Origin of the sequence: Streptomyces sp. NPDC057424, from assembly GCF_042803315.1 — a bacterium.
In the GTDB taxonomy this organism is placed as follows: Bacteria; Actinomycetota; Actinomycetes; order Streptomycetales; family Streptomycetaceae; genus Streptomyces.
In genome coordinates, this window is sequence record NZ_JBHVCP010000028.1 from 14,585 (window position 1) to 28,701 (window position 14,117).

At 73.0% G+C, this 14,117-nt stretch carries 10 protein-coding genes and 2 pseudogenes; 8 read left to right on the forward strand and 4 right to left on the reverse strand.

Features of this window, described 5'->3' with window-relative positions; translation table 11 throughout:
- The first annotated feature begins 12 nt into the window (after window positions 1–12).
- On the forward strand, window positions 13–1,116 hold the full coding sequence (locus ACFU3E_RS22145) for a GNAT family N-acetyltransferase (protein ID WP_384160941.1): 1,104 nt from the start codon (window positions 13–15) through the stop codon (window positions 1,114–1,116).
- 74 nt (window positions 1,117–1,190) lie between these two features.
- On the opposite strand, the gene ACFU3E_RS22150 is transcribed toward ACFU3E_RS22145, so the two are convergent.
- Window positions 1,191–1,781 (reverse strand): hypothetical protein, encoded by a 591-nt coding sequence (locus ACFU3E_RS22150; protein WP_384160744.1) that lies wholly within the window; start codon window positions 1,779–1,781, stop codon window positions 1,191–1,193.
- Window positions 1,782–1,930: 149 nt separating this feature from the next.
- Between ACFU3E_RS22150 and ACFU3E_RS22155 the strand changes: the two genes are divergently transcribed.
- The gene (locus tag ACFU3E_RS22155; RefSeq protein ID WP_384160747.1) at window positions 1,931–4,483 is read left to right on the forward strand and encodes a SpoIIE family protein phosphatase; all 2,553 of its coding nucleotides are present in this window, start codon (window positions 1,931–1,933) and stop codon (window positions 4,481–4,483) included.
- A gap of 141 nt (window positions 4,484–4,624) precedes the next feature.
- Window positions 4,625–5,290, forward strand: a complete 666-nt coding sequence (locus ACFU3E_RS22160) for an ANTAR domain-containing protein (RefSeq protein ID WP_384160944.1) — start codon at window positions 4,625–4,627, stop codon at window positions 5,288–5,290.
- On the opposite strand, the gene ACFU3E_RS22165 is transcribed toward ACFU3E_RS22160, so the two are convergent.
- On the reverse strand, window positions 5,281–7,413 hold the full coding sequence (locus ACFU3E_RS22165) for a SpoIIE family protein phosphatase (RefSeq protein ID WP_384160751.1): 2,133 nt from the start codon (window positions 7,411–7,413) through the stop codon (window positions 5,281–5,283). The two genes, ACFU3E_RS22160 and ACFU3E_RS22165, sit on opposite strands and share 10 nt — an antisense overlap.
- A gap of 50 nt (window positions 7,414–7,463) precedes the next feature.
- Here ACFU3E_RS22165 and ACFU3E_RS22170 point away from each other — a divergent pair, with 50 nt between their 5' ends.
- Window positions 7,464–8,129, forward strand: a complete 666-nt coding sequence (locus ACFU3E_RS22170) for a hypothetical protein (RefSeq protein ID WP_384160754.1) — start codon at window positions 7,464–7,466, stop codon at window positions 8,127–8,129.
- On the opposite strand, the gene ACFU3E_RS22175 is transcribed toward ACFU3E_RS22170, so the two are convergent.
- Complete coding sequence (locus ACFU3E_RS22175; RefSeq protein WP_102912459.1) at window positions 8,117–8,299, reverse strand: hypothetical protein; 183 nt, start codon at window positions 8,297–8,299, stop codon at window positions 8,117–8,119. The genes ACFU3E_RS22170 and ACFU3E_RS22175 overlap by 13 nt on opposite strands.
- A 218-nt stretch (window positions 8,300–8,517) precedes the next feature.
- Between ACFU3E_RS22175 and ACFU3E_RS22180 the strand changes: the two are divergent.
- The 4 genes and pseudogenes from ACFU3E_RS22180 to ACFU3E_RS22195 all read left to right on the forward strand — a co-directional run.
- Window positions 8,518–8,744: pseudogene (locus tag ACFU3E_RS22180) on the forward strand (chitosanase); the annotation flags it as partial.
- A 112-nt stretch (window positions 8,745–8,856) separates the two neighbouring features.
- A pseudogene (locus ACFU3E_RS22185) lies at window positions 8,857–9,729 on the forward strand (DMT family transporter); the annotation flags it as partial.
- Between the two features lie 140 nt (window positions 9,730–9,869).
- Window positions 9,870–12,131, forward strand: a complete 2,262-nt coding sequence (locus ACFU3E_RS22190; RefSeq protein ID WP_384160757.1) for an MMPL family transporter — start codon at window positions 9,870–9,872, stop codon at window positions 12,129–12,131.
- Between the two features lie 268 nt (window positions 12,132–12,399).
- On the forward strand, window positions 12,400–13,188 hold the full coding sequence (locus ACFU3E_RS22195; RefSeq protein WP_384160760.1) for a YsnF/AvaK domain-containing protein: 789 nt from the start codon (window positions 12,400–12,402) through the stop codon (window positions 13,186–13,188).
- Between the two features lie 103 nt (window positions 13,189–13,291).
- Here ACFU3E_RS22195 and ACFU3E_RS22200 read toward each other — a convergent pair whose 3' ends face one another.
- Window positions 13,292–14,044, reverse strand: coding sequence for a sulfite exporter TauE/SafE family protein (locus tag ACFU3E_RS22200; RefSeq protein ID WP_384160947.1), 753 nt, complete (start codon window positions 14,042–14,044; stop codon window positions 13,292–13,294).
- Between the last annotated feature and the right edge of the window lie 73 nt (window positions 14,045–14,117).

Below are 14,117 nucleotides of genomic sequence, written 5' to 3' on the forward strand. Positions count from 1 at the left end.
TGTCCCATGTCGATGGCACAGGAGGCAGAGTTGCCTGGAAAGCGCGTTCTCGTTCTGAGGCCGGACGAACTCGGCCCGGACGACCGGAAGATGTGGCGGGAGATCCGGACGGAGTCCGGCGCCCCGCCGAATCCCTTTCTCGACCCGGCGTTCACCGTGGCGGTGGGGCGGGTCAGGCCGGGGGCCAGGGTGGCGGTGCTGCAGGACGACGGTTCCCCGGTGGGGTACTTCCCGTACGAGGCCGGGGTGCTGGGGCGGGGCCGGGCCATCGGGCTGGGGGTGTCGGACAGTCAGGGGGCCGTGTTGCGTCCCGGGATCCGGCTGGACGCCCGCCGGTTGTTACGGGCCTGCGGGCTGTCGTCCTGGGAGTTCGACAACCTCGAAGCCGGCCAAGGGGTGTTCGTACCGCACGCGGCCGAGGAGCTCGCCTCCCCGGTCGTCGACATCGGCGAGGGATTCGAGGCGTACACCCGGCGGCTGCGGGCGCAGTCACCGGGTTTCCTCAGACAGACCCTGGCCAAGGAGCGCAAGCTGGTCCGGCAGGTCGGCGAGGTGCGCTTCGTGCACGACGCCCGGGATCCCGGAGCGCTGCGGGCGCTGATGGAGTGGAAGTCGGCACAGTACCGGCGGACCGGCAGGCGGGACCGGTTCACTCAGGAGTGGATCACCCGGCTGGTGGGGCTGCTCGGGGCGAGCGAGGAGCCGGAGTGCCGCGGGGTGCTGTCCGTGCTGTACGCCGCCGACCGGCCCGTCGCCGCGCACTTCGGGCTGTGCTCGCGCACGGTGCTGTCCTGGTGGTTCCCGGCGTACGACCGTGCGTACGCCAAGTACTCCCCCGGTGTCGTGCTGCAGTTGAAGATGCTGGAGGCCGCGGCGGCCGACGGCATCGAGACCCTCGATCTGGGAAGCGGTCCGGCCCGCTACAAGGAGTCGCTCAAGACGCGTGACCTCAGGGTGTACGAAGGAGCGGTGGTACGGGCGGTACCGGGGGGAGCCGCTCACCGGCTGGGCCGGGAGCCCGCCCGGGCGGCCCGTCGCTTCGTCCGCAACCGGCCCCGTCTGGCCGGGGCGGCGGCACGGGCACTGGAGGAAGTGGGCCGGCTGCGCGGCAGCTGAGGCCGGGCCACCCGGCCCCGGCCTCACGGACCGTGCCCCGGGCGCCCGGCCACGGAGAGCCGGGCGCCGACCGTTCAGCCCGTGGCGGTCCAGCTGTGGGCGACGTCCACGACGACGCGGTCGTCCAGCTGCTGCACCCGGAAGGGCAGCCGGGCACGGACGCCGAGACCGATCTGGGTCTCGCCCTCGAAGCTGCCGGCGAACCGGGTGTCCCGGAAGGTGCGGTAGCCGGTGAGGTCCACGCCCGGCAACGGGCGTGCCACCCGTCCGGGGTACGTGGCCGCGCCGGTCTCGGGGTCGTACGCGGGCGCGGCCACCCGCACCTCGAGGACGGCGCCGCCGGCCACGGGGATGTGGCGGCCGGAGCCGTCCTGGTGGAGCCGGTCGACGTACCGGACCGTGTAGCCGACGCCGCTGCCGGCACCGGGTATGTCGATGACCATCCGGTCGAAGCAGGTGTGCCGGCCGGTCCTGACGTTCGTCATCGGTGCGACCGTGGCGCCGGCGTCGGTCTCGGCGAGGCTTCCCCAGCCCGTCGGACACGTCGTGGCCTGTGTGGTGGACCGCGGAGTGGCGGCCGGTGCGGCGCCGGCCGGGACCGCCGCCACACCCACCGTGGCGCCCACGAGTGCGAGAGTCGCGCATGCTCTTCTGATTCGTACCATTGCTGCCCCCGAGGCTTGCATGTGGCTGATGTCGGGTGAGACGGCCGGCCCGGCCGAAAGGTTGCACTTGCCGCGCCGGACCGCCGACGATGGCACATCCTGGTGGGGAGCGATTGGTGTCCGGTGCGTCCGTACCGGGAGGACGCGACATGGATGAGGCAGCCGCCGTACCGGACGGGCCGCGGTCAGCCGCCGGCCGGAGCCGGGACGGGGCTGACGGCCCGGTCCCGAGCGGGGACCGGATCGAGGATGCCCTGACGGCCCCGCTGGTGGAGGCGGTACGGGACCTCGACGGCTACGGCGGACTGGTCTACCTGCGCTCCCGCGACCGGCGCTCGCTGGTGCTCGCGATGGTCGCCGGAGTGCCCCGCTCCCTGCTCAAGAGCTGGTGGCGGGTGCCGGTGGGCGGTGCCCTGCCCATGGCGGAGGCCTACCGGCGCGACGCGACGCTGTGGCTGCCGGACGAGCGCGCCACCATGGTGCGCTTCCCTCACTTCACCGCCGGGCTGCCCTACTCCTTCGGCTCGGCCTACCAGCCCGTCCGGGCCGGCGGCGAGGCCGTGGGCGTCCTCGTCGTGCTGCGCTCGGCGACGCGGGCGCCGATGGACGCGGAGGTGGTGGATGTCGCTCTGCGTCCGGCCGAGCGGGCCATGGAAGAGCATCTCGACCCGGGCCGGTCCGGGGCGGGCTCCGCCGCCCGCCGGGTCGAGTACGACGGCGAGCCGATCAGCGTGCGGCTGCCCACCTCCGCCGCCCGTCCGGTCCGGGTCGGGCTCATCGACTGGGACCTGGACAGCGACCGGTGCACGGCGGACGACGAGGCCCTCGCGCTCCTGGGCATCGACCGGGCGGACTTCGGCGGCACCATCACGGACATCGAAGCCCGTGTCAGCCCCGACGACCTGCACGAACTGCGGGAAAGCCGGCACGACGCGCTGGCCGACGGCCGGGTCAGGTCCCGGCACTTCCGGGTGCGGGACGAGTCTCTGGGCGAGGGGAGGACCAGCTACCGGCCGGCCGAACTGTGGGGTCATGTCGTGCACGGCGGCGCCGGCTCCGGACGGATCCTGGTGGGCGCCCTCGTCGACGCGGCCGGCGGACTCACCGCGGCCGAAGCGGCCGAGCGGCTGCCCGACGGGATCTTCTCCCTGGACCAGGACGGCCGCCTGACGTATGCCAACCGCCGCTGCGAGGAACTGCTGGGCTCCGGGCGGGAAGAGCTCTTCGGCCGCTATCCGTGGGAGGTGATCACCTGGCTCCGGGATCCCGCGTACGAGGACCGCTACCGGGCGGCGATGCTGTCGCAGGAGCAGGTGTCCTTCCTCGTCCGGCATCCCGACGGGAACTGGCTGAGCTTCGTGCTGTACCCGGACGTGCACGGGCTGACCGGCCGGGTCTCTCCGACCGGGCCGCCCACCGGGACCGAGGCGGGGACGGAGGCCGGTTCCGCCGACGAGCCCGGCCACACGGCCGTCGCACCTCCGCCGGGGCCGGTCGCCGCCGCGCGGGCCGGGGCGCTGTACCACGTGGTGCAGATGGCGAGCGTGCTCACCGAGGCGGTCACCGTCCAGGACGTCTGCCGGGCGGTGTCCGAGCAGTTGCTGCCCGCCTTCGGCGCCCGGGAGCTGGCGCTGTACACCGTCCGCGAGGGCCGGATGTACCTGCTGTGGGAGTCGGGATACCCGGAGGGCTTCCTCACACCCTTCGAGGGCGTCACCCTCGACACGCAACTGCCCGGCGTCCACGCGCTGACCACGCGGCTCCCCCTGTTCTTCGAGTCGCCCGAGGACCTCTCCCTCGCCTATCCGGGCATCACCCTGGACCGCATGAACGCCTGGTCGTTCCTGCCGCTGATCGCCTCCGGCCGCTCCGTCGGCTCCTGCATCCTCGGCTGGGAGGCCCCGCACCGGTTCACACCCGACGAGCGCTCGGCCCTCACCGCGCTGAGCGGCCTGACCGCCCAGGCCATGGAGCGGGCACGGCTCTACGACTCGGAGTCCGCCGTCGCCCGTGGCCTCCAGGAAGGGCTGCTGCCGCACCGGCTGCCCGCCGTCGAGGGCCTGCGCACGACCGGCCGCTACCTGCCCGGTACGCAGGGCATGGCGATCGGCGGCGACTGGTACGACGTGATCACCACGGGGCGTGGGGTGGCCCTGGTCATCGGGGACGTCGAGGGGCACAGTGTCGGCGCCGCCGCGGTGATGGGACAGCTGCGCAGTGCGGTGCACGCCTTCGCCGCGAGCGAGCGACCGCCGCAGGAGGTCATCACGCACACCAACCGGCTGCTGACCGAGCTGGAGTCGGACGTCTGCGCCACCTGCTGCTACATCGAACTCGACCCGGGTACGGGACGGGCCCTCGCCGTACGGGCCGGCCATCCCCCGCCGCTGCTGCGCCACCCCGACGGGCGGGCCGAGACGCTGGATCTCGTGGGCGGCGTCATGCTGGGCGTGCAGCCCGCCTCGGTGTACCCCGTCACCGCCCTCACCCTGGCTCCCGGCAGCGTTCTCGCCCTGTACACCGACGGGTTGGTGGAGCGGCCCGGCAGCGACATCGAGACGGGCATCGACGCGGTCCGCCACCGGCTGTCCGAGACCCCGGCGGACTCGGTGGAGTATCTCGCCGACCGGCTGGTGAGGACGGCCCGGCGGGCCCGGGAGCGGCCGGACGACGTGGCGCTGCTGCTGACGGCGTACCGGTGAGCGCGGCGCTCGGCTCAGGGCATCCTGCCCGGACGGCCGGCTGATCGGGCGAACGGCCGTGCGAAGCGGCGCGGAGTACCGTGGGCGGGACCGGCGAGCGAGGCGGTGGTGGCGGTGGAGTGGCAGCGGTACGCCGAGCAGATGGCGCTGCTGGCCCGGGATCTGGTCGCGCAGGACTCGGTCCAGGCGACGCTGGACGCGATCGCGGAGTCCGCGGTGAAGCTGGTCGAGGGGTGTGACGCGGCGGGGATCCTGACGGTCTCGAAGGGCCGGGCCGTGACGCTGGCCGTGTGCGGCGACATCGTCGCGGAGTCGGACCGGCTGCAGGGCGAGCTCGGCGAGGGGCCGTGCTTCGACGCCGCGCGCCGGGTGGACGGTGAGCGGCTGTTCCGGATCGCCGACATGACCCGGCCGCAGCCGTCCTGGCCGCGGTACAGCCAGGCGGCTCGCGACCTCGGCATCGGCAGCATGACCGGCGTACTGCTCTACACCGACGAGGAGGACTTCGGCGCGCTGAATCTCTACTCGCGCCGTGCCGGGGCGTTCGGCAAGGACGTCGAGTCGGCGGGCTGGCTGCTCGCCTCGCACGCCGCCGTCGCCCTGTCCACGGCCCGTACCGTCGACCAGCTCGAGCACGCCCTGGAGACGCGGCACGCCATCGGTGAGGCCATGGGGATCCTGATGGAGCGCCATCAGCTGGGCGAGGACGAGGCCTTCGGTGTGCTGCGGCGCATCTCCCAGGACCACAACCTCAAGCTGAGCGACGTGGCCCGGCGGGTCCGGGCCGAGCCGTCCGGTCAGGTCTGACCGTCCGGAGGGCGCGTGGCGCGCAGGAGGAGCACCGCGATGTCGTCGGTGTGCTGTCCGGTGGGTGTGGTGTGGCGGACGAGCCGGTCGATGAGCCGTTCCAGGTCGTGCCCGTCGGCGGTGTCCAGCTGCCCGGCGAGGTCGCTCGTGGTGCGGGTGACGTCGGTGCCGGGGAGTTCGACCAGGCCGTCGGTGTAGAGGGCGAGGGTCGTGCCGGGAAGCAGGGGCACGGTGGTGACCGGGTAGTGGGCGCCGGTGTCGATGCCCAGCAGCGGGCCCGGCTCGACGTCGAGGACCCCGGCGGGGTGCCGGGCGTGGCGCAGGAGCGGCGGAACATGTCCCGCGCTGGCGAGGGACGCCTGGCGGCGGCTCAGGTCGAGGTGGACGTAGAGGCAGGAGACGAGCAGTTCGGAGTCGAGGTCGGCCAGGAGCCGGTTGGTGCGCGCGAGGACCTCGCCGGGTGCGGCGCCGGCGGTGGCGTGGGCGTGGATGGCGGTGCGGACCTGGCCCATCAGTGCGGCGGCGGCGACGCTGTGGCCTTCCACGTCGCCGATGACGGCGGCCGCCGTCGTGTCGTTCAGGCGCAGGACGTCGAAGAAGTCTCCGCCGACCTCGGTGCCGTGGCCGGCGGGCAGGTAGCGGGCGGCGACGTCGAGGCCGGGCAGTCGCGGCAGGGCCCGGGGCAGCAGGGCGCGCTGCAGTTCGTGCACGAGCCGGTGCTTGGTGTCGTAGAGCCGGGCGCGGTCGAGGGCCTGGGCGATCAGGCCGGACAGTGAGGTGAGGACGGCGCGTTCGTCGGCCGTGAAGGTGTGCGGCTGGGTGTAGGACAGGATGCAGCAGCCGACGGGCCGTCCGGAGATGATCAGGGGGAGGAACGCCCAGGCCTGTTTGCCGCTGATCCGGGGTGCTCTGGGGTAGCTGGCGGCCAGTTCGGCGGGGTCGGCGAAGAAGGCGGGGGTACCGCTGGCGAGGACCTGGCCGGCGGGGGTGAGGTCGGTGTCCAGCGACAGGGCGTCGAGCTGCTCCATGACGTCGGCCGGGTAACCGTGGTAGCCGGTGATCTTCAGCCGTCCGGCATCGACGCCGGACAGCACCAGGCCCTGGGCGCCGAAGGCGGGCAGGATCTGGTGGGCGATCAGCGTGACGAGGTCGCGCACGGTCACCGCCTCGGTGAGCGCGGCGGCCAGGTGCACGAGCTGGTAGAGGCGTCCCGTCGGTTCCGCGACGGGTGGCCGCGCGCCGGCGGGCGGCGGGTCCTCGGCCTGCTCCCCGCTCGGCAGGACGCGGACGCTGATGCCGCTGGTGTCGGGGTAGAGCTGGAAGGTCAGCGGCTGGTCCGGTGGGCGGCGCGCGGTGAAGGAGACGGGGGCGCGGCTGACGAGCGCCGTGCGGTAGTGGTCCTCGTAGGCGGGGTCGTCGAGCCAGGGCAGGGACTGCCAGGGCCGGGTGCCCAGCAGCCGGTCGGCGCCGCGGCCGAGCAGGCGGGCCGCGGTGGCGGTGACGAAGGTGACGCGGCCCTCCAGGTCGAGGGCCAGGGCGCCGTCGGGGAGGCGTTCGAGGTAGTCGGCGGCGGCCAGGCCGGTCTGCGCGGGGTGACGTGTGGCGTCGACGGGGACGACGCGCGGCAGGTCGGGCAGGGACGGCGGCCGGGCGGCGTCGTCGAGGAGGCGGGCCATCCGGCGGGCGCTGGAGATGAGGTGGCCGCGTTCGCGGGGCGTGAGCCGGCGCGGCCGGCTCGCGGGCCACATCAGCACGAGGCCGCCCCAGGCGCGCCGTACGCCGGTCAGCGGGACGGCGGCCAGGGCGAACGGGTACGGCAGGACGGCGGCTGCGCGGGGGTAGCGCCGGGCCATCTCGTCCTGGCAGGCGACGCTGACCAGCGCGTCGTCGTGGATCGCGTCGGCGACCGGGACCGGTGCGGTCAGGGGCAGCCGCTGCCAGGGGGCGGCGAAGGCCACCGGCAGACCGCACAGGGCCACCAGGCGCAGCACCGGCTCCGCCTCCTCGATGAGGTAGAGGCCGCCGATCGATGCGCCGGTACCGCGCACGGTGTCGGCCAGGGCCGTCCCCAGGGCGTTGTCCGGCGATCCGGCGCCGCCGGAGTGCTCGTCGCTCACGGGCATGGTGTCCTCCCGCTCCTACCCGGACGCTACGCCTGGTGGAGCGTGCGGGCATGTCGTTCGGACGGGTGCCCGTTCTGACACTGAACGTGCGGCCCCGCGGGCGTGGCCGCAGGGCTGCCCCGGACGGCGGTCCGGCCGTGTCGTGCGGACGGTCGGGGACGCCGGTGGTCGCCGCCCTCGTCGCCGCCGGGACCGATCCCCGGGCCCGCTTCGACGGTGCGCACCCGGCGACGCCACTGCACCGGGCCGCCGGCGGCGACGATGCGCGCGTCCTGGACGCCCTCCTCGCGGCCGGGGCGGACATCGAGGCGCCCGGGGCGGTGATCGGCGGTGGTACCCCGCTCACCGACCCCCGGGTAGTCGGGCAGTGGCGCGCCGCGCACCGGCTCGTCGGGGACGGCGCCCGCGTCACGTTCCAGGACGACGCCGCGCCGGGCCTGCCCGACGGGTTCCGGGGCTTCGTCGAAGCGGACGAGACGCCGTCACCGGACGAGATCACCAGCGCGTTCTGGGGCGCCTGCCACGGCGGGACCTGCCCACCGTGCAGTACCTCCACCGCGCAGCGCCGACCCCGACCGGTGCGGCCACGACGGCTCGGCCCCGCTCGACATCGCCCGCGCCCAGGACGCCGACGACATCGTGCGGTGGCTGCGCGACCAGGGCGCGACGAGCGCCTCCTGGCGTCCCTGCCCGGCGGGACGCCTCACAGGCAGTAGCGCACCAGCCATTCGTCCTGGTTGTAGGCGGTGCGCGCCGGGTCGGGCACGCTGGCCGCCCGCTCCTCGACCATGTCCTCCACGCGTACCGGCTCCGGCAGTGCCCCGAAGCGGGCCCGGCGGGCGGCGCCCTCCGCCTCGCTCCCCTGCTGCGACGTCGCCTCGTCCACGGCGATTCCCCTCTCCGGCTGGTCGGCCCGACCGTTCGGCCCTTGGTGGGCAAAGAGTGGACGTGTGAGAGGGGCTCATGGTTCCCATCGCGTCGATCAACCGTGGAGTTCGCGCCGCCACCGGTATCGGCGAGGGAGCCAGCCGGTCGTCCGCGAGCGTCCGGACATCGCTCAGGGCGATGTCGCGCTCGACGTCGCGGCCCCTTGCGTCCCGGGGTGGCTCCGACTCGCACGACGGGCTCGACCCCGGCTTTCCCGGCGACTGGCCGCGCGTGACGACGGGCTGCGCGTGCTGGGCCGGTTCGCCGCCCACGACGCCATCGTCATGCACGGCGACGGCGGCGGCGCCACGAGCTTCCGCAACATCCGCAGGAGGGCCCTGCGGAGGGCGAGGCAGCCGGCGCAGGGCGGTGACGAGGTGACGCATCTCGACGCCTTCCTGGACGGCGACAGCTGTCACCTCGGCTGACCGCCACCGGCCCGGGAGGGATTGGTCCGTGAAGCGCGCGTGAAAGTGGACCTCCTCCCGGGCCGTCCGGCTGCCTGGCGTCGCCGGCATGAACGCCACCACCACGCGCGGGGCCCTGCTCGCCGCGCTCGCCTGCATCCTCGCCAAAGGGTCCTTCACCGCAAACAGCGTCCTGGGCGACTACCCGTACGCGGGCGGCCAGTTCCTGCGCTACGGGCTGGCCTGCCTGCTGCTGGCCCCGGCGGCGGGGAACGGCGCTGCCGGCCGGGTGCGGACCTGGCACCCCGCCAGTGGGGCCACCTCGCCCTGCTCGCGGCGATCGGCATGGTCGGTTTCGACCTGGCCGTCATCGCCACCGAGCGCACGGCGGAACCGGCGGTGCCCGGCGTGTTCGTGGGCTGCGCGCCGGTGGCCGTCGCCTCGTGCCCCTCCTGGACGGGCGCAGGCCCCAACGGGCAGTGCTGTACGGGGCGTTGCTCGTGGCCGTCGGCGCCTTCACGGTCCAGGGCTGGGGGCGCGCGGACAGTACGGGCGTCGCCTACTCCGTCTGCGCCCTGGCCGGCGAGGTCGGATTCGCCGTACTCGCCGTCCCCGTGCCGCGGCCGCTCGGTCCCCGGCTGCTGTCCGCCACGGTGTGCGCGATCGCCGTGCTGGAGTCGGCCGCGGTCGGGCTGCTGGTCGACGGGGGCGCGTGGCTGCGGCGACCGGACACCGTCGAGACGGCCGCGCTGCTGTGGCAGGCGGTGGTGGTCACGGTGGTCGGCTTCGTGTGCTGGTACATGGGCATGCAGCGGATCGGCGCGGAACGCGCCACCCTCTTCTCCGGCCTCATCCCGGTAGCGGCGCCTGCACCGCGCCGCTCGTCGGCACGGGCTCCTACGGACTCTCGCAGGCGGCGGGCAGCGCGCTGGTGGGACTCGGTGTGGCCCTTGGATCGGGAGCACTGAGGCGCGTGCGGCGCTAGCGGCGCTCACGGGCGGGCCTTTCGAGGGAACGGGCGCCCGGAGTCCCGCGGAGTCCGCGTGCCTGAAATGCCGGAGTGATCCCGCGCACATCTAATGGACGCCACCGAACCTGCCGGCGACCCAGGAGACGACGTCCATGCCGCACAGCCGCACCGGTGAAGGGGATCAGAAGGCCGCGCGCGGGAGTGTGCTGCGGCGGCTGGGCGAGTGGTGCGCACGCCATTTCGTGATCGTCATCGTCGCCTGGCTGGTGGCGCTGGTGGCGCTGCAGGTCGTCAGCCGGGCGTTCGGCGGGGAGTACTCCGACAACTTCTCCCTGCCCCAGGCACAGTCCCAGAAGGGCCTGGACGTGCTGAAGGCGCACGATCCGCAGGCCGGCGGCTACAGCAGCCAGATCGTGCTGCACGACGGCCGGCAGCCCCTGACCGGGCTGAGTTCCCAGATCTCGACCGCGGTCGCCGACCTGGAGAAGCTGCCGCACGTCCTGTCGGCCCAGAACCCGCTGTCCGCGCAGGGGTCGTCCTCGGGGCAGTCGCAGCAGCAGAACGTCGGGCCGCTGTCCGACGACCAGAAGACGGCGTACATCACCGTCCGTTTCGACCAGCAGCCCTCGACGCTGGGCGACGACTATCTCAACGGGGTCGACAGCGCCGTGCAGTCGCTGCGGTCGGCCGGCGCGGAGGTCGAGTACGGCGGGCCGCTCGGCGAGCTCGCCCGGCCGGGCGCCGACGACCGGGTGAGCGAGCTGATCGGGTTCGGCGTGGCCGTCATCGTGCTGCTGATCGGGTTCGGGAGTGTCATCGCCGCCGTCGTCCCGCTGCTCACCGCGCTGATCAGCGTCGTCGGCGGCCTCGCGATTCTCGGGCTGCTGGCCGTCGCGTTCACCTTCGCGACGGTCTCCCCGACCCTGGCCACCATGATCGGGCTCGGTGTCGGGATCGACTACGCCCTGTTCATGATCACCCGGCACCGGCAGAACCTCATCGACGGGGCGGACCCCGTGCGGGCCGCCGGGCAGGCCGCGGCCACCAGCGGTCACGCCGTCCTCGTCTCCGGCTGCACGGTGATCATCGCGCTGGCGGGCCTGTCGGCCTCCGGGGTCGGCTTCATCAGCCTGCTCGGGGTCGCCGCCGCGGTCACCGTCGTCTCGGCCGTCGTCGGCGCGCTCACCCTGGTCCCGGCACTGCTCGGGCTCGTCGGCCGGCACATCGACCGCTACCGGGTGCGCCACCCCGTCGCGGAGACCGACATCGAGGCGGGCGGGACGCCGCAGGGCACCTGGCACCGGTACGCGCAGCGGGTGGAGCGCAAACCGCTGTGGTTCCTGTCGGCGGGTGTCGCCGTGGTCGCGGTGCTCGCGATCCCCGTGTTCTCCCTCCAGCTCGGGCACATCGGCGACGGGGCCGATCCGACGTCCTTCACCGACCGACGGGCCTACGACCTGATGACCGACGCGTTCGGGCCCGGGTCCAACGGACCGCTCACCGTCGTCATCGACCAGACGAACGTGCCCGGCTCGCAGCGTGCCGATCTGGCCTCGAAGGCCCAGCAGACGCTCGGCTCGGTCCAGGGGGCGGCCGTCGTCACCCCCCTGACGCCCACGCAGGACGGCGACGTCCTGATCGGCACCGTGTACTCGACCCAGTCGCCGCAGAGCGCCACGACCACGGACCTGAGCAACCGTCTGGTCGACGACACGCTGCCGGACGCGGTCGAGGGCACGGACGCCAAGGGCTATGTCACCGGTACGACGGCGGCCCAGGTCGACTTCCGCGACATCGTCGCCTCCCGGCTGGCCGTGATCATCCTCGTCGTGGTCGGCCTGGCGTTCCTGATCATCCTGGCCGTGTTCCGGGGGCTGCTCGTCGCCGTCAAGGCGGCCGTCCTGAACGTCCTGTCGATCGCCGCCTCGTACGGGGTGGTCGTCGCGGTGTTCCAGTGGGGCTGGGGCGGTCCCGCGCTCGGCGTCAACGGCACGGTGCCGATCGAGAGCTATGTGCCGATGATGATGTTCGCCATCATCTTCGGCCTCAGCATGGACTACGAGATCTTCCTTCTCTCCCGCGTCCACGAGGCGTGGCTGCGCACCGGGGACGCAAAGGCCTCCGTGGCCCACGCCCTGGAGATCACCGCCCGGGTCATCACCTGTGCCGCGCTGATCATGGTGAGCGTCTTCGCGGCATTCATCGTCAGCGACAACATCGTGGTCAAGATGCTCGGACTGGGGCTGGCCGTCAGCGTGCTCATCGACGCGACCGTCGTACGGCTGCTCATGGTGCCGGCCGTCATGACGCTGCTCGGGCGGCACGCCTGGTGGATGCCGCGGTGGCTGGACCGGGTGCTGCCACACATCGACGCGGAGGGAGCACAGGCGGGGGCGCGTTCGGCGTCTTCCTGAGGTCTGCCCCCAACTCCCGCGCGGCCTCGGCTGTTTGCGACGGCTCCGCACCTCACCCCGAATCCCCAGTCCGAAAATTCCTATTCGTACTGTTTTGACCTGGTAAGTGTGGTTAATCGAGGAGAGTGCGCAGGGGCGGACGCCGGAGCACGAGGTACCGGCGGCGAGCCCCCGGCACCCGGTCGGCCGCGCCGAGCACGGTGGTGGACGGCGTATGCCGTCGCCGCGGGCGGTCCGGTTCCTCATCAAGAATTCTGGGAGTTACACAATGATCACTCGAGAGCAGATTCCCACCGTGCTGGACCACCCGGTCCATGACGCCAGGGGCGACAAGATCGGCGATGCCAGGCACATCTTCTTCGACGACGTCACCGGCGAGCCCGAGTGGGTCAGTGTACGGACCGGCCTGTTCGGCACCAGCGAGTCCTTCGTGCCCATCCATGACGCGGCCCTCGTCGAGGACCACCTCGAGGTGCCGTACGCCAAGGACCAGGTCAAGGACGCGCCCAACGTCGACATAGACGCCGGCGGCCACCTGTCCGAGCAGGAGGAGGAGCGCCTGTACCAGTACTACGGCATCAACTGGGACGCCGCCTGGCAGGGCGCTTCCGCCGGCACCGGCCAGGCCACAGGCACCACAGGCACCACAGGCACCACAGGCACCACCGACGACGCGATGACGCGGTCCGAGGAGGAGATGCACGTCGGTGTCGCACGCCGCGAGGCCGGCCGGGCGCGGTTGCGCAAGTACGTCGTGACCGAAGAGGAGCAGCACACCGTCCCCGTACGCCATGAAGAGGTCCGCGTCGAGCGCGAGCCGATCAGCGACACCAACCGGGACAAGGCGATGGCCGGCCCGGACATCAGCGAGGCGGAGCACGACGTCACCCTCTACGAGGAAGAGGCCGTGGTGGAGACCAGGGCAGTCCCCAAGGAGCGGGTCCGCCTGACCACGGAAGAGGTCACGGAGGAGGAGACCGTCAGCGGCGAGGTCCGCAAGGAACGCATCGAAACCGAGGGAACCGACGAGCAGGGGGACCAGCGGCGCCGCCGTTGATCTCCACCGGCAGCCCGGGACGGGAGGACCGGCGGCCCTCCTCCCGGGCGCCCCGCGTACCCGCCGGGACGAACCAGCCCTCCGTCGCCGAAGGGTGGCCGGATCAGTTGAGCACCAGGTGGACGAGGGCGACGGCGCCGACCGACACGATCAGGGCCCGCAGGACGGCGGGGCTGAAGCGGCGGCCCGTTCTGGCTCCGATCAGGCCGCCGAGCGCTGATCCGGCGGCGATGAGCACGACGGCCGTCCAGTCGAAGTGGGCGAAGAACAGGAACAGCAGGGCGGCGACGGTGTTGACGACGGCCGCCAGCACGTTCTTCACGGCGTTGAGCCGCTGGAGCGTCTCGTCGAGCAACATGCCCATCAGGGAGACGTAGATGATCCCCTGCGCGGCGGAGAAGTAGCCGCCGTAGACGCTGGCCAGCGTCAGCCCGGCGAACAGCAGCGGGCCGCCGTCACGGCGGACGGGGCTGCTGCCCGCCTCGCGACGGCGGCGCACTCTCTTCGCGATCCAGGGCTGGCAGGCGACCAGGACGAGGGCGAGACCCACCAGGACCGGCACGATCCGTTCGAACGCCGACGCGGGCAGGGTCAGCAGCAGCACGGCCCCCGCGAGGCCGCCCAGCACGGCACCGATGCCGAGCAGCAGGACGCGCCGGCTCTGGCCGCGCAGTTCCTCGCGGTAGCCGACGGCCGCGGTGATGGAACCGGGGACCAGGCCCAGCCCGTTCGACACCGTGGCGGTGACCGGGGGCAGCCCGGTCGCCAGCAGTACCGGAAAGGTGATCAGTGTCCCCGAGCCGACGACGGCGTTGACGGCCCCGGCACCTGTGCCGGCGGCGAGCACGGCGGCCATGTCCCACGGGGTCACGCTGCCGCTCCGCCGTGTGTGCCGTTCCAGGTGAGGTTCATGGGGTCACGCTAGAGGG

Coding starts and splice junctions, on each gene's coding strand:
- ACFU3E_RS22160 (WP_384160944.1), top strand. CDS start 4,625: ATGGCGCTGCTGGCCCGGGATCTGGTCGCGCAGGACTCGGTCCAGGCG.
- ACFU3E_RS22145 (WP_384160941.1), top strand. CDS start 13: ATGGCACAGGAGGCAGAGTTGCCTGGAAAGCGCGTTCTCGTTCTGAGG.
- ACFU3E_RS22190 (WP_384160757.1), top strand. CDS start 9,870: ATGCCGCACAGCCGCACCGGTGAAGGGGATCAGAAGGCCGCGCGCGGG.
- ACFU3E_RS22195 (WP_384160760.1), top strand. CDS start 12,400: ATGATCACTCGAGAGCAGATTCCCACCGTGCTGGACCACCCGGTCCAT.
- ACFU3E_RS22155 (WP_384160747.1), top strand. CDS start 1,931: ATGGATGAGGCAGCCGCCGTACCGGACGGGCCGCGGTCAGCCGCCGGC.
- ACFU3E_RS22170 (WP_384160754.1), top strand. CDS start 7,464: ATGTCGTTCGGACGGGTGCCCGTTCTGACACTGAACGTGCGGCCCCGC.
- ACFU3E_RS22150 (WP_384160744.1), bottom strand. CDS start 1,781: ATGGTACGAATCAGAAGAGCATGCGCGACTCTCGCACTCGTGGGCGCC.
- ACFU3E_RS22200 (WP_384160947.1), bottom strand. CDS start 14,044: ATGGCCGCCGTGCTCGCCGCCGGCACAGGTGCCGGGGCCGTCAACGCC.
- ACFU3E_RS22165 (WP_384160751.1), bottom strand. CDS start 7,413: ATGCCCGTGAGCGACGAGCACTCCGGCGGCGCCGGATCGCCGGACAAC.